The following is a 19,411-nucleotide window of genomic DNA, read 5'->3' on the forward strand; positions in this document are numbered from 1 at the left end:
AGGAGGTCAAACGATGTGGAAGTCGATAGCGTGGCGGATGATGTGTAGGGCAGTCCTGTTTCTTCATACGTTGTTTCTTTTATTAACGATAGGATTAGGATGTCTGATGACGGAAATCGTTGCCTTCGCTGAAGAGGGCGGGGCTATGCCACGTTTTTTTATTGATGGGCAAGAAATCACAAGTATCGATCATGAAGGAATTTTGTCAGTGATTGAAAATAAATTAGATCAACAATCAGAGCGAAAGTTAACTGTTTTAGCAGGAGATAAAACGTTTGAGACCAAGCTATCGACGTTTCATCCGCAACTAAAACGCCAGCGTGAGTTATTAGTTGATGATCTTCTTTTAAAGTTCAAAGAGTTAGAATCGATAGAATGGGCGACACAGCTTCGTGAACCGATACAATATGACCTTTCATTAGAATATAAGTATGATCAGCAATTAATTGAAGAATGGGTACGTCTCATTGAAAAAGAGGTGTATATTGAAAAAATTGAACCGACGTTTGACATGCAGGGGTATAATCAATTAGTTCTTAACGAGGGAAGAGATGGGCAATTAATTTTAGCAGAAGAGCTTCGTGATTCAATCATAGAAACATTAGAGAAGGCGACAGGTGATTCAATTGAAGTTAAAGCGAACCTTTTAACGGATCCTCGGGAACACGATGTATTAGAGTTGAGAAAGATTAATGCGAAAATTTCTTCTTACTCAACGACTTATTTACCAGGAATTCCGCGTGCTAAAAATGTAGAACTTGCGGCTTCGAAAGTTAGTCAGACCATTTTGATGCCAGGAGAACAGTTTTCTTATGCTAAGAAAGTCTCTCCGGTAAGTATTGAAAATGGCTATGTTAATTCCACCGTCTTTTTTAATGGTCGACCTGTTCCGGGGGTTGGAGGAGGGATTTGTCAAGTTTCGTCAACGTTATATAATGCGCACCTTTTGGCGGGTATTACGGCAACGGAACGTCGAAACCATAGTTTGCCGGTGAGTTATGTTCCATTAGGACAAGATGCGACCATGGTAGATTATTCGGTGGATTTAAAATTTATTAATACGCTCGATTATCCGATTTATATTTATGCGTACGCGGCTTATGGGAGCTTGACCGTTGAGCTTTGGTCGAATGCTGATGCATTACATGGGATTCGTTATGAGCCAAAGACGGTGGTTTATGATCATGGGCTTAAGGCCGATACGACGCTTTATGGCTATAATGCGGAAGGTGAGGTTGTCTATGAGAAATTTTTGCATACGAGTGTTTATAAAAAGAAATCCAAATAAAATAAAGGGAGGGGCTAATTAGCCCCTCCCTTTATGGTGATTATTTTAATTTTTTTAAGTTCATTACAAAGTGCTCATCTGGATCAATATAGATCGTTTTTTGGTTATCGTAAGTCACGAAGCCTAAATGTGCAGCAGGCACCTTTTTGACGTGACGCACGCGGGTATAATCAATTGGAACACTTGATGACAGTCGACCCTTTGAAAAGTAAGAGGCGAGTTGTGCAGCCGAGCGAATAGTTGCTTCGCTTAGCTCATCTGCGTCGCTACAAACAAGGACGTGCGATCCAGGCATATCCTTTGCGTGGAACCACCATTCATGACGACGTGCAAATTTATGAGTAAGATAATCATTTTGAAGATTGTTTTTTCCGACAAAAATTTCAACCCCATCAGTTGATAAGTATTTTTCAATACTTGGTTTTGAAGAGGTCTTGCGTTTTTTTGTTTGTTTTTTTCTTAAATAGCCTGTTTGTTCAAGTTCCTCTTTAATTTCATAGGCATCTTTTAAGGTTGCAGTTTCCATTTGTAACATTAGCGTCTCAAAGTAAGCCATTTCTTTTTCTGCATGATCCATTTGTTCAATAATATAGTTGACGGCATTTTTAGCCTTCGTATATTTTTGAAAATACTTTTGAGCATTTTCTGAGGCAGTTAACATAGGCTCTAACGCGATGGTCACTTCATCTAGTGTTTCTGAGTAAAAGTTTTGCACTCGAATAGACGTGCTTCCCTTTTGAATTTGGTAAATATTCGCCAAAATAAGATCCCCTAATTGTTTATACTCGTCCGCTTTTTCAGAATTTATTAATTCTTGATTTAACTTGTCACATTTTTTTGCATTTTTTTCATATTCTTGACGGATAAAACGTTCGATATCGTAAAATTGTTGACGGATTCGGTCACGTTCATCTTTGCCGAAGTAAAAGCGATCGAACATCTCCCAGAGGGTTTCACATAAAATGAGCTCGCTATGTGTGTGATAGAGAGGAATAAGATAAAAGTTTTCTTTAGCTCCTAGCATTAAATGGTAAGAGGGATCGTGTTTTATTTGTTCTATCGTGTCAGTAAACGCCTGATAAAGGTCTTTTAATGCGTTTGTTTCACTGCGATAAACAATTTCACGGGCAATAAGTGGGGATAATCCTTGAAATTGAGCGACAAGTTGTTTATCATAACGTTCTTGATCGGTGATGAGCTTAGAAAAAAGTTCAAAGCTAACAGGCGTAGGTGATTGTTTTTCTTGAAGGGGCGGGAGGATATAAGTCGCCCCTGGTTGAAGTGAGCGATAACGGTTCACCAGGGGTGAAATGTGTTTAATGGTATCAAGAATGCGATGGGAAGGGTCTGTTAAAATGAGGTTACTGTGTTTTCCCATGATTTCAATATATAAAAATTTTACCATTTGATCCCCTAGTTCATTGAGATGACGAATCGTAAATTTAATGATTCGATCGTGATTAATTTGCTCGATATGGTGAATGATTCCCCCTTCTAGATGTTTTCTTAAAAACATACAAAACATCGGTGGTTCGTCTGGATAATGATAGTCTAGGTGTGTAATTTGGACGCGGGCATAAGCGGGATGTGTGGAAAATAGGACTTTTTGATTTTTTCCACCAGCACGAATCTGCATGAGAATTTCGTGATTGGATAGCTGATAAATTTTGTTGATACGACCGGCGGTTAAAGTTTCTTTTAACGCCGTGGCAACGCTTGATGTCATAAGACCGTCAAAAGCCATTGAAAAATCACCTCTTTAACACTAATTTTATATTTAAAAGTATAGCATTTTTTAAAATGATTAGACATAAAAACACCGAAAAATATCATAATAATGCTAGATAGTGTATAGATATTAAAAAAATGTCTACAATGAATGAGATAATAATTCGTTAGAAATTCGAGATGGAACTATTTAATTTTATTTAAATTCATGCTATTATAGTGGAATGAAAGTTTAAGGAGAAGTGAATGCATGAGATTAGTAGAAAAAGGCGTACTAATAGTCATATCAGGTCCTAGTGGTGTAGGAAAAGGAACTGTGCGCGCATCAATATTCAAACAAGAAAACCATAATTTAGAGTATTCGATTTCAATGACAACAAGAAAGCCACGCGTTGGAGAAGTGGATGGCGTGGATTATTTCTTTGTTGAAAAAGAAGAATTTTTAGATAGAATTGATCAAGGTCAATTATTGGAGTGGGCTGAATTTGTTGGAAACTATTACGGAACTCCATTAGATTACGTGAAGAAAAAGTTGGATGAAGGAAAAGATGTTGTCCTTGAAATTGAAGTTCAAGGGGCGTTACAAGTAAAAAATGTGATGCCGGATGCATGTTTTATTTTTATCGCGCCTCCAAGTATGGAAGAACTTCGCAATCGTATTATGACGCGTGGAACAGAGGCGATGGAAGTTATTAATAAACGTATGCAAAAAGCGGAGTCTGAAATCGGACTTGCTCATGAATACGATTATATCGTCATTAATGATACGGTTGAAAATGCGCGTGATCGTATTATGGTCATTATTGAGGCTGAACACTCACGTTCAAATCGTGTATTAGAGTATTACAATAAAAACATCGTGGAGGTTGAATAAGAATGACAGGAATGCGTTACCCATCAATTGATAAATTATTAGATAAAGTCGATTCAAAATATAAAATTGCTTATATCGCGGCTAAACGTGCACGTCAAATTGTAAACGATGGACAATCTCAATTAGATTATGTTGATGGTTTACCGACAGCGAAATGTGCTAAACCGGTAGGGGTAGCATTAGAAGAAATCTTAAATGATGTTGTTGATTTTGAATTAAAAGAACAATAAGCTGAAAAAAACCTTAGCCAACGCTAAGGTTTTTATTTTTGAAATGATTATAAAGGATGAGATATTCTATAATAAGAGGAAGAGTGGTCGGAGGTGCTGTAAATGATTGCGGAGGTTGTTGTCGATATCAAAAATAAGGCTGTCAATAAGGTGTTTGACTATTTAGTACCCGAAGAGTTAAGGGATGTCATTCAATCAGGTGTTAGGGTGCTTGTTCCTTTTGGTCCACGAACAGTTATGGGCTTTGTTATTTCCTTAAAAGAGGGAACCGAATTAAAGAAACTTCGACCTATTCAAGAGTTAATTGATGTGGTTCCTGTTTTAAATGAGGAGTTAAAAGAACTAGGAATGAGTTTAAGTGTTGAAACGGGCAGTACGATGATTCAATGTTTTGAGGCGATGATTCCTAATGCAATGCGTGCTAAATATAAAAAGAAATTGCTGTGTTTAAGTCAACCGACTCACCCCTCGATACAATCATTATTTTCTCATACGGATTTAGTTGATTATGATCAGGTTCCTAAGGGGCTTTTGAAAGAGGTGAAAAAGGCACTTGAACAAAATGAAGTAGAACTTATTTATGAGGTTAAAGATAAGTTAGGCAAAAAGATGGTTAAATATGTGGCACTAACACAGCCGATAGTAGATTTTTCAATGTTTAATCGCGCGAATAAGCAGAAGTTGGTCGTGTCTTATTTAAGTGAACACGACCAGCCTGTTTTAAAGTCGCGTTTGATGTCTGAATTGCAAGTCACCCATGCGGTGTTAAAAACGTTGATTGATAAGGGAGTGGTGAAAGAAATTGAGGTAGAGGCCTATCGCGATCCGTATGCGGATCATGTTTATCCTCAATCCCAAGCGTTGCCTTTAAATCAAGAACAAGCAGTGGCTGTTAAAAGTGTTTTATCGGCTGTTGAATCCAAGTCGCATGATGTGTTTTTGCTTCACGGAATTACGGGAAGCGGAAAGACTGAGGTTTATTTACAGGTAATTGAATCTGTGATTAATCGGGGACAACAGGCGATTATGCTTGTTCCAGAAATTGCACTTACGCCTCAAATTGCGGGCCGTTTTAAGAGCCGATTTCAAAATCGGGTCGCTGTTTTACACAGTGCTTTATCGATGGGGGAAAAATATGATGAGTGGCGTAAAGTGTTAAAGCAGGAGGTTCAGATTGTTGTTGGTGCGCGTTCGGCGATCTTTGCTCCGTTTAAAGATATTGGTGTGATTATTATTGATGAGGAACATGAGGCAACGTATAAGCAGGAAGAGGCTCCGCGCTATCATGCCATCGAGGTGGCTAAGTGGCGGGCAACGGTTCATCGCTGTCCTGTTGTTCTTGGGAGTGCTACCCCGTCCCTAGAGTCTTTTGCTCGTGCACAAAAGGGGGTCTATCGTTTGCTGACCCTTTCGCAACGTGCGGTTTCTTTAGCAACTTTACCTACCGTAAAGCTTGTAGATATGAGACAAAGTGCAAAAGGGGATCAGTTAATTTTAAGTGAAGCGTTGCGTCAAGCGATTGCGACCCGTTTAGAAAGGAAGGAGCAGGTCGTGCTTCTTTTGAATCGCCGAGGCTATTCAAGCTTTTTGCAATGCCGTGAGTGTGGCGAGGTAGTCAATTGTCCAAATTGTGATGTTTCATTAACTTATCATAAATCAAATCAGAAACTCAAGTGCCATTATTGCGGATTTGAAACGTTTTTACTTAAACATTGTCCCGCTTGCCAGAGTGATGAATTGCGCTTTTTTGGGTTAGGAACGCAGAAGGTGGAAGAGTATTTACAAGAAGAGTTTCCTACGGCTAAGATGATGCGAATGGATGTGGATACCACGTCAAAGAAGGGATCCCATCAGGAGTTAATAGAGGCCTTTGAACGAAAGGAAGCAGATATTTTAATTGGAACACAGATGGTCGGGAAGGGATTAGATTTTAAGGATGTGACATTAGTTGGCGTATTGGCTGCGGATTTAATGCTGCATTTAGCAGATTTTCGAGCGGCAGAGCGGACGTTTCAGCTATTAACCCAAGTTGCAGGTCGGGCCGGAAGGCATGAACTTGAGGGTGAGGTTTTGATTCAAACGTATAGTCCTGATCACTATGTGATGCAATGTGTGGTCCAACAAAATTACCAAGCCTTTTATGTCGAGGAGATGAAAATGCGTCGTCGTTTTGGTTATCCTCCGTATTACTACTTGGCAAGTGTTATGTTAAATAGTGAAGATTACAATGAGTTAATTAAGGCCTGTGATCAGGTGAATCAATATTTAAGGAATCAACTGGGACATAGTTGTGTGATCATTGGCCCAACGATGCCTTATGTGGGTCGTATTAATCAGCGATTTAGAATGTATTTTATGATAAAATATAAGCAGGAGCCTAGATTAAGGGGCGTTTTAGTACAGTTATTGACTTACTTCCAAGAAGGAACGGTTAATTTATCACTTGACTTCTTTCCTTATCAATTTAGTTAAAAAAATGAGGATGGTAGTAGTAAAATGTCGATAGATGTGCTAATAATAATTAGAGTCGATGTCGATTGTAAAACATTTTATGAGGTTTTATCAAAGGCCTTTGTCTTCGTTTAAAAAGTGGATGAGCTTTTTAGTCAATTAGGTTTGTCGCTTTTTAATTGGAAGTAAAGGGTTGGTTTTAGCTAATAATCAAAATGTTTCTGCGGTAAGGACAGATGGTTACCCGAGATGGGGAGTCAATTTAGTATCTAAAGAGGAGGACTGGCATGACACGTGTTGTATTTATGGGAACACCAGATTTTTCGGTTCCTGTTTTAGAAACAATTATTAAGGATGGATATGAGGTTGTCGGGGTTGTGACACAACCTGATCGCCCAGTGGGAAGAAAGCGCCTCTTGACGCCAACGCCGGTGAAGCAAAAGGCACTGGAGCATGGCATTCCTGTTTTTCAACCGGAAAAAATTAGAGAGGATTATCAGACAGTTCTTGATTGGAATCCAGATTTAATTATTACGGCTGCTTTTGGACAAATTATTCCTAAGGTTTTATTAGATGCTCCGAAGTTTGGATGTATTAATGTTCATGCCTCGTTATTACCGAAATATCGTGGAGGGGCGCCTATTCATCAAGCCATTATTGACGGTGAAGCAGAGACGGGTGTTACCATCATGTATATGGATGTAAAGATGGATACAGGAGACATGATTAGTAAGGTTGTTGTTCCGATTGGAGAAAAGGACCATACGGGATCGATGTTTGAAAAGTTAAGTGAGGCTGGTGCTAAACTTTTATCACAGACCTTACCAGAGTTATTAGCGGGACGTTTAGTGGCAACGCCGCAAAATCATGAGGAGGCAACGTTCGCTTTTAATATTAAGCGAGAAAATGAGCGAATGGATTGGTCAAAACCGGCACGTGTATTATATAATCAAGTGCGTGGTTTACATCCATGGCCTGTTGCTTTTACGCAGTTAGACGATTTAACTGTTAAGGTATGGTGGGCTGAACCTGAGGAAGTAACATATGATGCAGCTCCGGGAACCATTGTGAAAGTTGCAAAAGATGGAGTTGTTGTTGCTTGTGGGGATCAACACGGATTAAAGTTAACGGATTTACAATTATCAGGTAAAAAGCGAATGGATGTTGCAAGCTTATTAAATGGTTCACATCCATTTGAAGTTGGGAAACAATTTAATTAAGTGCTAGAGGAGGCTTTTGTTATGGCAAAACAATACAATGGACAAACAGAATATTCAAAGGATACAAATCCAATTGCAACAATTGAAATGGAAAATGGAAGTCAAATTAAAATCGAATTATACCCAGAGGTTGCGCCGCAATCCGTACGTAACTTTATCTTATTAGCGAATAAAGGATTTTATAATGGGGTTATTTTTCATCGCGTGATTCGAGGATTTATGATTCAAGGAGGAGATCCTCAAGGATTAGGAATTGGTGGACCTGGATATAGTATTTATGGGGAATTTAATTCAAATGGATTTAATAACCCTGTGAAACATGAGCGCGGAGTGATTTCAATGGCTCGTACGAATGTACCTAACTCTGCCGGATCACAATTCTTTATCATGCATAAAGATTCACCACATTTAGATGGAAGCTATGCCGCTTTTGGAAAAGTCATTGAAGGAATTGATGTGGTTGATCAAATTGCAAGTGTGGAATGTAACCATTTAGACCAACCGGTGATTGGTCAAATGATGAAAACAGTAACGGTTGACACAAAGGGAATTGACTACGAAGAACCAAACAAATTATAAAGATTACAAGTGGAGTTAAGTTGTCGGCTTAACTCCTTTTTTGTGATTTGATTTTGTCGCGTATTCCTAGTACAATAGGGGAGAAAAAGGAGGGGGTTAACGATGTTTAATCAGATTCATCATGTTGCAATTATTGCCTCAGATTATGAGCGTTCTAAGCATTTTTATGTCAATATTTTAGGAATGGAGGTCATTCGGGAAAATTACAGGGCGGAACGTCAATCGTATAAATTAGACTTAAAGGTAGGAACGAGTGAAATAGAGTTGTTTTCGTTTCCAAATAGCCCCGAGCGTCCCTCTTATCCAGAGGCTTGTGGGTTAAGACATCTGTGCTTTCGTGTAGAAGATATTGAACAGGTTGTCTCTTATTTGAATGAGTCAGGGGTTCAAACACAAGAGATTAGAGTTGACGAGTACACACAAAAGCGATACGTGTTTTTCAATGATCCTGATGGATTACCGCTTGAGTTGTATGAAAGCTAAGTTAAAAGATAATAACGTTTAAAATAAAAGGGGTATATAAGTAGGCAACAAAAGGATAGTATGTTAAAATTAGAAACGTAAAAGTCTATATCAATGATGACAGGTTTTATAAAGGAGATGTCAGTTAAATGGAGAGTTTGAAGCTAACTGAAAATGTTTACTGGTTAGGAGTACAAGACCATGAGCTTGAAGTATTTGACGTTGTAATGGAAACAAAGTATGGAACGTCTTATAATTCATACTTTGTTAGAGGTGAAGAGAAGGTTGCTTTATTTGATACGGTGAAAGCGCCTTATTTTGAGGATTACCTTCAAAAAATTGAAAAATTAGTATCGATTGAGGACATTGATTATATTATTGTTCATCACACGGAACCTGATCATGCCGGATCAATTGAAAAGCTAATTAAGCTTAATCCGAATATTACAGTCATTGCCTCAGCTGTAGCGATTCGTTACTTACGCAATATTGTCAATATAGATTTTAAATCTCAGGCTGTAAAAATGAATGATACGTTAGATTTAGGGGGGCGTACACTTCAATTTATTTCCGCGCCAAACTTACATTGGCCAGATACTATTTACAGTTATCTTGTAGAGGATGAAATCTTATTTACATGCGATTCGTTTGGAAGCCATTATGCCTTTGATGATGTATTGATGTCAAAGCTTCCAGAAACAAAAAATGAAGATTATATGGATGCTTTATTAAATTACTATAATCCGATTTTTGCACCGTTTAAAACATATGTTCTGAAAGCGATTGCATCTTTATCGCGTTTAAGTATTAAAATGATTTGTCCAGGACATGGACCTGTTCTTGATACGCGTATTGAAGAAATTATAGGAATCTATAAAAAATGGTCAACAGAAGATTATTCTACAGATAAGTTAGCAGTTATTCCATTTACGTCGGCCTATGGTTATACGAAGGCGATGGCACAAGCGGTTAAAGAGGGAATTTTAATGGTTAATCCTCAGGTTTCGGTTCGCCTATATGACTTAGATATAAAATCTTTCCCAGAAGTTAAGGATCAATTATTTAATGACCTTTACGCAGCAGATGCGATTGCGATTGGGGCGACAACGGTTAATAAAGATGCTGTACCTATTGTTTGGGATGTTTTAACAGGAATGAATCCTGTGACTCACGGTGGAAAATTTGGTGCTGCCTTTGGATCGTATGGTTGGAGTGGAGAAGCTGTCGACAATGTTCACACGCGTCTAACCCAATTAAAGTTAAAGATGCTTGAACCGGTGAAATTATGTTTTAAACCGGATGAGGAAAAATTAGTAGATGCAGTTGCACTTGGAAAATCAATTGGACGTAGCCTGCTTGAGGGACGTTTAGTGTGTGATTTAGATTAATCAAAAAGGGAGTTCGCAGAGGCGAATTCCCTTTTTTGGTTCAGATAAAGATGAAGGCATTGAAAGAAAACGCGGTGGCAAATACGTCTTCCTCATTTAGTAGGTTGGCTCCCATCATCCGATGCCGAGCAAAAATGTTATATAAAAAATAACCTTTAGCGGGAGGCCTTAATCGTGCATTTATGTTTTATAAGATAGCCTAAGTTTGCTAGGAAGGGGAAAGACAGGGCTATTTAGGTATAGATGTTAGAAAGGCTGTGGTATAATTTAAGAAAAAAATAGAAAGGGTGGGCCTAAATGGACAGTTTAAAACAATCAGACACGTCTTTGGAGGACAGTTCATCATTGAACAGGGGATTAACGGTCTTTGAGCTAAAGATGATCGCTATCATCACCATGTTTATTGATCATGTGGGTGCGATTATCGTTCCCTATCTTCAGTCGTGTACGACGCAACCGGGGGTCATTGTTTTATTGGAGGGAATCATGACAGGGATGCGATTAATCGGCCGATTGTCATTTCCTATTTTTGCATTTTTAATTGTAAATGGTTTTTACCACACGCATAGCCGAAAAAAATATGTCTTAAGACTTGGCGTTTTCGCTTTTATTTCGGAACCCTTTTTTGATTTAGCAACCTCTTCTTCGTTATTGAATTGGGGTCATCAAAATGTGTTTTTTACGCTTTGTCTTGGTTTGATGACCATTTGGGGATACGATCGATTAACGAAGTGTCAAAAATCGCAACTTTTAGGAGGGGGACTTGTCTTATGCTTTGGGTTGGTGGCATTTTATTTAAGGGCTGATTATGATTCATATGGCGTCTTTATGATTTTTTTAATGTACCTTTTCTTTTATGACCGTAAAAAAATGAATGGGATGATTATTTTTTTGAATGTTTTACTTTATGGACCGCACTTATTTTCTTTTCCTTTTGATGCTAGTTTTATCGAGGTTTATTACGGTTTAACCTTAACAAGCGGATGGGTGTTGGTCTTGCAGGCGAGTCTATACTTGCAGTACATTGCTCAGCTTTTTTCTTTGCTGGCGTTATGGCCCATTTCGTTGTATACGGGAGAGAAGGGGTCCCCTCGATTTCATCGATATTTTTTCTATTGGTTTTACCCCGTTCATTTGCTTTTTTTAAGTGGTGTTGTCTACCTTTTCAAGGCGCTAGGTTAGTCAACAGGTGAGTCATACGCGTCATTTTTTTGTTTTCTATTAATAACGGGCATGGTTTTAACTGGAATCGGTGATACTATCTTTTAGAGGATCCATGAAAACGCCGAATAATTAGGAAGAAAAGTAAAAACCCACTTTTCACAAAAATTGGTGCATGTTATAATATATTGACTTTAAAAGGAAAGTAAGTGATTAGATGTTAGCAGGAAAATTTCATGAAATGAAAGTGGAGCGTCAGACGCCCCTTGGTTATACATTAGTTTTAGATGGTGAGGAATATTTCTTACATCAAGCAGAGGTGACACGCCCACTTGAGGTTGGGGAAAATGTGGAGGTTTTTCTTTACTATGATGCGAAAAAGCGTTTGACAGCAACCATGCACGAACCAACAATTACGACAGAAGAATTCGGTTGGGCTGAAGTGGTAGATGTTCGCAAAGATTTAGGGGTATTTGTCGATATCGGAATTAATAAAAATATTTTAATTGCGCCGTCTGATTTACCTATTTTTGAATCGTTATGGCCACAGATCGGAGATTATGTGTATTGCTATTTAAAAGAATCTCAATCGAATTATCTGTTTGCTATTTTAGCACGTCCGCAAGAATTTGGAGGAGTTAAGGAAGAAGCCCCTCAATCATTGCATGGAAAAAAAGTGAAGGCACGTGTTATTCGTACAGGGAAAATTGGAACGAATGTCATTACTGAGGAAGGATATATGGGGTTCATTCATGAAAGTGAGCGTCGTGAAGAGCCACGCCTTGGAGAAGTAGTGGAAGGGCGCGTTGTTCGTGTCAAGGAAAATGGCGAATTTAATATGTCACTCATTCCACAAAAAGAATTCGCTATTGGCGAAGATGCCGAGGTTATTTTTGATTATTTAATGGGACGCCGAGGTGCCATGCCGTTTTGTGATAAATCGGAACCAGATGATATCCGACGCGTTTTTAAAATGAGTAAGGCATCGTTTAAACGAGCACTTGGGCATTTAATGAAAGAAGGTAAAGTGTATCAAGAGGATGGATGGACATATCTAAAAGAAGAAAATGAGGACATTTAAGTTGAGTGACTGTTAAAAGGTTAGGAGGGATTTAAAGGATGAATCTATTAAAAAATGAAACGGTTGCCATCAAAGCTAAAAATGTCGTTATGATGTTTTTAGGAATCTTTCTTTATGGATTGGCGATGAATATGTTTATTACACCTGCTAATTTATATACAGGTGGGGTAACTGGGATCGCCCAATTAATTATTGCTTTCGTTTCTTCAACAGTTGGTGTGAGTTTGAGTCTCGGGATGCTTATTTTTATTATAAATATTCCGTTACTTTATTTAGCGTGGCATTCAATTGGGAAACGGTTTGCTTTTTTAAGTATTGTAGCTGTCTTCCTTCAGTCCGTTATTTTAGAGGTTATACCGATGGGACGTTTTTCCGATGATATTTTATTGAATGCTGTATTCGGTGGAGTTTTAATCGGGGTTGGAATTGGCTTGATTTTAAAAATTGGGGCTTCAACGGGTGGCGTTGATATTGTGTCTCAATATATTTCAATGAAGTGTGACGGTTCTTTTGGAAAGTATTCATTTATGATTAATGCGGTTATTATTTTATTAGCTGGATTAATCCAGGGATGGGAAACAGCCTTATACACGATTATTTCTATTTATATTACTTCTGTTGTGGTAGACCGTATTCATACGGTGCATCAAAATTTAACGTTGTACATTGTCACAACGAAAGAGGACGAGATGATTCAAACGATTCATCAGCATCTTTACCGGGGAATTACTGTTCTTGAAGGCCGAGGTGCGTATACGAAAAATGATAAAAGTGTTTTAATGATGGTTTTATCAAGCTATGAATTATATGAAGCATTGGAGTTAATCAAAATGGTCGATGAGCAAGCCTTTACCAATGTGGTTCGTAGTGAGATGATTCAAGGGCATTTTGTGAAGAAGGAAATTAAATAATTAACGGATCGTCAGCTTATTCAGTTTGGAGGGGGAGCTTAATGGCTATTTCGGTTAAATGTTTTGATGAAGAGCACGAATTAGATTTAGAGGAAAAGGTGAATGGATTTTTAATGACATTACCTGAAGAGTCTTTTATTGATATTAAATATGCGATTTCTCATTTTAAAGATGAGGAATCGCAAGTTTATAGTTATTCGGCGATGGTTATTTATCGTTAAATGAGGTGTCCTTTTGGACGCCTTTTTTTATTAAATGATGGGCTAAAAATAAAAGTAAAAATTATAGTAAAATATTTGCTTTTCCCCGTTTCTAATCTGCCTAAAACATGTTATAATTTCTCAAGAATTAGATTGAAATCCATACAAAAACGACTATCCAAAAGGAGCGGAAGTGGAGGAGTTTAAGGATGAGCTTTGCACAGGAAGAACGTTTTAAAAGAGAATGTAGAAGTTTAGGGATGATTACAGTGGGGATTATCCTGTTTGCAATCGGAATTAACTGGTTTATTAACCCATCGGGATTATACGTAGGTGGTGTAACGGGGATTTCACAGATTATTAGCCGATTACTGTATAGTACCTGGGGAATTAAAATTAATTTAGGGCTATTGATTTGGTCGATTAACATTCCATTATTACTTATTTCATATAAGTTTATAGGTAAAAGATTCACCTATCATACGCTTTATACCGTTACTCTCATGACAATCAGTTTAAATGTGATTCCTGAGATTTCTTTTTCTGATGATATTTTATTAAATATTGTTGTCGGGGGAATGATTTATGCTGTTGGTAGTGGAACCATTTTAAAATACGGAGGATCGACAGGAGGGATTGATATTGTTTCTCAAATTTTATCGATGAGAACACATGGTTCTTTTGGTCAGTATTCCTTTTCCGTAAATTGCGTGATTATTACCATTGCAGGATTTCTTGACGGATGGGAGATTGCTCTTTACACGATTTTATTAATGTTTGTGCAAATGCAAATTGTTGACCGTATTCATACCCCTCATCAAAGTTATACTGTCTTCATCGTGACCAATAAACAAGACGAGGTGATTACAACCTTGCAAAATCGTCTAGGACGTGGGATTACGATTATTAATGCAGAGGGAGCTTATACCCATCAAAATCGTAGTTTATTAATGATGGTCGTTTCAAGTTATGAATTATATATTGCTTTAAGGTTGTTATCTGAAGTTGATCCACGCGCGTTTACGAATGTTTTACAAAGCACGCAAATTCAGGGGAATTTCGATCGTAAGATTGTTGATAAGGCATAAAAGTGAAGAGGGTTCATCGATGTGTAAAGGATGAATCCTCTTTTTTTTATTAATCAATTGTTAAAATCGCGGGGAATTTAGGCAAGAATTGTGTGAAATGACAGATGAAAGTAGGTAGATTATGCTATAATATAAAATGACATCATTCTATAAACATCAAGAATGCAGGAGAACGGAGTGGTATTATGGCAAATGCTCGTGAGCTAGCCTTACAGACGTTAACGGATATTTTAGTTAACCAGGCCTATAGTAATCATGCCCTAAATGATAAAATTGAAAAAAATGACTTAACGGTGCAAGATAAAAATTTTATGGCAGAATTAGTTTATGGGACATTGCAAAATGAACAGTTATTGAATTTTTATGCAGCTCCTTTTTTTAAAGGGAAAGTGAAAGCATGGGTGCGTATTTTAATTCAAATGACGCTTTATCAAATGTTATTTTTAGACGGAGTCCCAGAGCATGCGGCGGTTTCTGAGGCGGTAGCTATTGCGAAGAAACGTGGTGGACAGTTTCATGGAAAATTAGTGAACGCAATCTTACGTGAAATGACGCGCTCTCCTTTGGCGAGCCTTGATACGATAGAGGACGAAACACAGAGACTAGCCATTGAAACGTCACATCCCCTTTGGCTCATTAAACTTTGGAGTAAACAATTCGGTCAAGAAAAAACACAACAGATGGCCCGCGCTAATAATGAGCGGGTGAAAATGGCGATTCGTGTCAATGCTGTTCGTGGAACACGCGAGGAGTTGAAGCAAAGGTTACAAGCTGAAGGCGTGGAATGCAAAGAGGGATATTTAAGTGAGGACGCTCTCATCGTTTTAAAAGGGAATCCGCTTAAGACTCAAACCTTTAAGCAAGGATGGTTTTATGTACAAGATGAAGCATCGATGCTCGTCGCTCGCGCGTTAAAACCTAAACACCATGCGAGAGTATTAGATACTTGTTCGGCCCCTGGTGGGAAGACAACACATATTGCTGAAATGATGCGGCAAACTGGTAAGGTCTATGCCCATGATATATATGAGCACAAACTTAAATTGATTGAAGAGAACGTCAAACGCTTAGGATTGACGAATGTTGTGACATCGCTTCAAGATGCAACAAAGTTGAATGAATGTTACGACAAAGAGAGTTTTGATGCCATTCTGGTTGACGCCCCATGTTCAGGACTTGGAATTTTAAGAAGACATCCAGAAATTAAATTAACGAAGAAACCCTCAGATTTAGATGAGATTGTTAAAATCCAAGAAAATATTTTAGAAGCGGTCGCTCCTTTAGTAAAGGTGCAGGGAACGCTGGTTTATAGTACGTGTACGGTTAATCGTAAGGAAAATGATAAACGTGTTGAATGGTTTTTAAATAAACATCCGGAGTTTGAACTCGATCAAACCTTAGTTTCTCGATTACCTGAAGTATTAGCCGCTCAAACAAAAAATGGAATGGTTCAACTGTTTCCTGGCGATTATCAAACCGATGGATTTTTTATCGCCTGTTTAAAAAGAAAGGCGTAAGGGGATAGAAGAATCATCGATTAAATGATATTTTTTGGTGAATAATAAGAAATAAGGGATGTTCCATTTAATTTAAGGGTGAACAATAGATGATGAATTTAGTAGAAATGGTGGTGATTGGATGGAGTTTAAGTCCATTTTTAGTTTAGATATTGAGGATTGGCAAACGTGGTTAGTCAATCAAAAGCAACCTAAATTTCGTGCCAAGCAAATTTTTGATTGGCTCTATAAAAAAAGAGTACAGTCCATTGATGAAATGAATAACTTACCGAAGGACTTAAGAGAGTTACTAAGTAAGACATTTGATTTTACAACTCTTTCAGAACGTAAAAAGCAGGTAGCAAGTGACGGAACAACAAAGTTTCTTTTTGAGTTGTCGGATGGAAACTTGATTGAGACGGTCTTAATGCGCCATCATTACGGCTATTCAGTGTGTGTGACTACGCAAGTAGGGTGTCGCATTGGATGTAAGTTTTGTGCATCAACGTTAAGCGGTTTAAAAAGAAATTTAGAAGCTGGTGAGATTGTTGCCCAGGTTTTACGTGTTCAACAGTACCTCGACCAATCAGAGGGACGTGTTAGCCATATCGTCGTGATGGGAATTGGTGAACCATTTGAAAATTATGAGAACTTGACGCGATTTATTGAAATTATAAACGCGGAGCAAGGATTAAATATTGGGGCGCGTCATATTACCGTTTCGACAAGCGGGATCGTTCCTAAAATTTATGATTTTGCTAAACACCATCCGCAGGTTTCATTTGCGATTTCGCTTCATGCCCCAACGGATGAGATGCGTTCTCAGCTCATGCCAATTAACCGTGCGTATCCGTTGGCAAAGTTAATGGAAGCGGCTAAATTTTATGTTAATGAAACCAATCGTCGAATTACCTTTGAGTATGGGTTAATAAAAAATGTAAATGATACGGTGGAGTGTGCGCAAAAGTTAGCCGATTTATTAAGAGGAATGAATTGTCATGTGAATTTAATTCCGGTCAATTATGTTCCAGAACGTGGATTTGACCGGACACCAGTTGAGCATATTGAACAATTTGAAAAGACATTGAAAAAGCGAGGAATTAATGCGACAGTACGCCGTGAATTAGGAAGTGATATCGACGCGGCGTGTGGCCAATTAAGAGCTAAAGAGGGGGCCTTGTAAAATGTTTGATCAGGTGTGTTATAAGACGGATGTCGGAAAAGTCCGACCACACAATGAAGATGCTGTTAAAGGATATAAAAACCAACATTGTTCGATGATGGTGATTGCTGATGGGATGGGGGGCCATGCTGCGGGCGAGGTAGCAAGTGGTATGGTCATTAATACGATTAGTAATCACTTTGACGAAGAATTAAAGTTTGAGGATCCTGAAGAATTAAGGAAATGGTTAAAGCAACTATTAAATCAAATTAATCAAGAAATTTTGACGTATATTGCCGATCACCAACTTTCACATGGGATGGGAACGACAGCAATTGTAGCAGTGATGACGAAATCCTTTATTGCATTAGCGCATATTGGAGATAGTCGAGCGTATCTTTTATCACATCAACGACTAAGACAGATTACAAAAGATCATACGTTTGTCCGCAAATTAGTGGATGAAGGAAAACTATCGGAACAAGAAGCTAAAAATCATCCGCATCGTAATATTATTATGAATGCTTTAGGGGTAAATAAGGATGTCAAGTTTGATTATCTTGTTCTTGAACATTATAATTTAGACGCCATTTTACTTTGTACAGATGGCTTGACCTCAATGGTGGATGATGATGAGATTTTTGGGATTTTAAGTCAAGATAAATCAACAGAAGAAAAAGTTAATTTAATGATTGAAATGGCGAATTTAAAGGGCGGAAAAGATAATATATCGATTGCCTTATGTGAACGTCTTGAAGGGAGTGAAGCTTTATGATAATCGGAACAACGATTAATTCACGCTATGACATTAAAATGTTAATTGGCGATGGGGGGATGGCTAATGTTTATTTAGCGTACGATCGTACGTTAAAAAGACACGTAGCAATTAAAATGTTGCGTTATGAATTGTCAAAAGATGAGGGGTTTATTAAACGGTTTAAACGCGAATCGGCTCAGGTGATTAATTTAGATCATCCGAATATTGTTCATGTTTATACCGTGGGTGATTATAAACAACAACCGTTTATTGTCATGGAGTATGTTAATGGTAAAACATTAAAAGACTATTTGCGTGAGCATGGGGCACTAGATCCACAAACTGCGATTCATGTCATGACTCAGTTGGCGGAAGGGGTCCTATACGCTCACCAAAATAAGATTATTCATCGTGATTTAAAATCACAAAATATTATGATTACAGAGGATCAGGTTGTAAAAATTACTGACTTTGGAATTGCACTCTCAAGTAACGAGGCCGATATTACTCAAACGAATACCATTATGGGATCAGTGCATTATTTAGCACCAGAATTAGCCCGTGGTAATTTAGCTACAGAGCGCTCAGATATTTATGCGTTAGGGATCATTTTATATGAGTTACTGACGGGCGATGTTCCTTTTAAAGGAGAGGGAGCCGTTAATATCGCGTTACAGCATTTAGAGGCAGAGATGCCATCTATTAAATTAGTGAACGATCAATTGCCAAATAGTCTAGATAATATTATTAGCCGTTGTACATCAAAACAACCGAGTGAACGTTATCGTAGTGTAGATGAATTGCTTGTCAGTTTACGTTCAGCACTGCAAATGGATCGTGTTGATGAACCTCTACTCACTGATTTACAAGAGGAAGATCTTGAAAAAACGATGGTGATGACGGACCTTAAAAAGGAGGTATCGGAAAAAATGGCGAAGCAGCCAACAGAAAAAACTAAAAGGCGACGAAAAACCAATACCGGAAAGAAGTTTGGTTTCTTAAATTCAGCCATTTTAGTTTCATTTTCTATTTTCTTAGCCGGTGCAATGTTACTTTACTTTATTATTATTTACCATCCAGCGCATAGTAAAGTTGCAGAGGTTTATATCCCAGATGTTACCCAAAAGACGTTAAAAGAAGCAGAACAAGAATTGAAAAAACTGAATCTGAAATATGGAAAAGTGATTTATATTGAAGACGAGGAATATGAAGACGGGGATATTTTTAAAACTTCACCAGCCGTAGGAACACGTGTGAAGGTTAAATCGAATGTAACCCTTTATGTGGCAAAAGAGCCTGAAAAGGAAAAGAAAAAAACAAATAAGAAAGAATAGA

Annotated in this window: 18 protein-coding genes; 17 read left to right on the forward strand and 1 reads right to left on the reverse strand. The window is 38.0% G+C overall.

Annotated elements, in window-relative coordinates; translation table 11 throughout:
* Nucleotides 1-13 precede the first annotated feature (13 nt).
* Nucleotides 14-1,288 carry a VanW family protein gene (locus AC6I0I_RS04060; protein ID WP_161830852.1) on the forward strand — a complete coding sequence of 425 codons (1,275 nt, stop codon included), beginning with the start codon at nt 14-16 and terminating at the stop codon, nt 1,286-1,288.
* A gap of 40 nt (nt 1,289-1,328) precedes the next feature.
* Here the strand turns inward: AC6I0I_RS04060 and AC6I0I_RS04065 are convergent, their stop codons facing one another.
* Nucleotides 1,329-3,032 (reverse strand): Rqc2 family fibronectin-binding protein, encoded by a 1,704-nt coding sequence (locus tag AC6I0I_RS04065; RefSeq protein ID WP_262953502.1) that lies wholly within the window; start codon nt 3,030-3,032, stop codon nt 1,329-1,331.
* A gap of 234 nt (nt 3,033-3,266) precedes the next feature.
* Between AC6I0I_RS04065 and gmk the strand changes: the two genes are divergently transcribed.
* The 16 genes from gmk to pknB all read left to right on the forward strand — a co-directional run bounded on the left by gmk (nt 3,267) and on the right by pknB (nt 19,410).
* Nucleotides 3,267-3,890 (forward strand): guanylate kinase, encoded by a 624-nt coding sequence (gmk, locus tag AC6I0I_RS04070; protein WP_161830854.1) that lies wholly within the window; start codon nt 3,267-3,269, stop codon nt 3,888-3,890.
* Between the two features lie 2 nt (nt 3,891-3,892).
* Entirely contained in the window at nt 3,893-4,120 is a 228-nt protein-coding gene (gene rpoZ, locus AC6I0I_RS04075; protein ID WP_161830855.1) for a DNA-directed RNA polymerase subunit omega, read from the forward strand.
* Between the two features lie 102 nt (nt 4,121-4,222).
* On the forward strand, nt 4,223-6,592 hold the full coding sequence (gene priA / locus AC6I0I_RS04080) for a primosomal protein N' (protein ID WP_161830856.1): 2,370 nt from the start codon (nt 4,223-4,225) through the stop codon (nt 6,590-6,592).
* A gap of 266 nt (nt 6,593-6,858) precedes the next feature.
* Nucleotides 6,859-7,791, forward strand: coding sequence for a methionyl-tRNA formyltransferase (gene fmt, locus AC6I0I_RS04085; protein WP_161830857.1), 933 nt, complete (start codon nt 6,859-6,861; stop codon nt 7,789-7,791).
* A gap of 21 nt (nt 7,792-7,812) precedes the next feature.
* Nucleotides 7,813-8,370 carry a peptidylprolyl isomerase gene (locus tag AC6I0I_RS04090; protein WP_161830858.1) on the forward strand — a complete coding sequence of 186 codons (558 nt, stop codon included), beginning with the start codon at nt 7,813-7,815 and terminating at the stop codon, nt 8,368-8,370.
* A 102-nt stretch (nt 8,371-8,472) separates the two neighbouring features.
* Nucleotides 8,473-8,853 carry an SMU1112c/YaeR family gloxylase I-like metalloprotein gene (gloA2, locus tag AC6I0I_RS04095; RefSeq protein ID WP_161830859.1) on the forward strand — a complete coding sequence of 127 codons (381 nt, stop codon included), beginning with the start codon at nt 8,473-8,475 and terminating at the stop codon, nt 8,851-8,853.
* Between the two features lie 128 nt (nt 8,854-8,981).
* Nucleotides 8,982-10,220, forward strand: a complete 1,239-nt coding sequence (locus AC6I0I_RS04100) for an FprA family A-type flavoprotein (protein ID WP_161830860.1) — start codon at nt 8,982-8,984, stop codon at nt 10,218-10,220.
* A gap of 297 nt (nt 10,221-10,517) precedes the next feature.
* Nucleotides 10,518-11,402 (forward strand): TraX family protein, encoded by an 885-nt coding sequence (locus AC6I0I_RS04105; RefSeq protein WP_161830861.1) that lies wholly within the window; start codon nt 10,518-10,520, stop codon nt 11,400-11,402.
* A gap of 196 nt (nt 11,403-11,598) precedes the next feature.
* Nucleotides 11,599-12,462: a CvfB family protein gene (locus AC6I0I_RS04110; RefSeq protein WP_161830862.1), complete on the forward strand. Its 864-nt coding sequence runs from the start codon at nt 11,599-11,601 to the stop codon at nt 12,460-12,462.
* Nucleotides 12,463-12,500: 38 nt separating this feature from the next.
* Nucleotides 12,501-13,373, forward strand: a complete 873-nt coding sequence (locus AC6I0I_RS04115) for a YitT family protein (protein WP_161830863.1) — start codon at nt 12,501-12,503, stop codon at nt 13,371-13,373.
* 41 nt (nt 13,374-13,414) lie between these two features.
* Nucleotides 13,415-13,594, forward strand: coding sequence for a sporulation protein Cse60 (locus AC6I0I_RS04120; RefSeq protein ID WP_161830864.1), 180 nt, complete (start codon nt 13,415-13,417; stop codon nt 13,592-13,594).
* A 188-nt stretch (nt 13,595-13,782) separates the two neighbouring features.
* Nucleotides 13,783-14,661 carry a YitT family protein gene (locus AC6I0I_RS04125; protein ID WP_262953501.1) on the forward strand — a complete coding sequence of 293 codons (879 nt, stop codon included), beginning with the start codon at nt 13,783-13,785 and terminating at the stop codon, nt 14,659-14,661.
* 185 nt (nt 14,662-14,846) lie between these two features.
* The gene (gene rsmB, locus AC6I0I_RS04130; protein WP_262953500.1) at nt 14,847-16,178 is read left to right on the forward strand and encodes a 16S rRNA (cytosine(967)-C(5))-methyltransferase RsmB; all 1,332 of its coding nucleotides are present in this window, start codon (nt 14,847-14,849) and stop codon (nt 16,176-16,178) included.
* 121 nt (nt 16,179-16,299) lie between these two features.
* Entirely contained in the window at nt 16,300-17,340 is a 1,041-nt protein-coding gene (gene rlmN / locus AC6I0I_RS04135; protein WP_161830867.1) for a dual-specificity RNA methyltransferase RlmN, read from the forward strand.
* Between the two features lies 1 nt (nt 17,341).
* Entirely contained in the window at nt 17,342-18,094 is a 753-nt protein-coding gene (locus AC6I0I_RS04140; RefSeq protein WP_262953499.1) for a Stp1/IreP family PP2C-type Ser/Thr phosphatase, read from the forward strand.
* Entirely contained in the window at nt 18,091-19,410 is a 1,320-nt protein-coding gene (gene pknB, locus AC6I0I_RS04145; protein ID WP_161830869.1) for a Stk1 family PASTA domain-containing Ser/Thr kinase, read from the forward strand. Before AC6I0I_RS04140 ends, pknB begins: the two co-directional genes overlap by 4 nt.
* Nucleotide 19,411: the final 1 nt, after the last annotated feature.

The sequence above is a fragment of the Turicibacter sp. St.80E1 genome, from assembly GCF_059728495.1.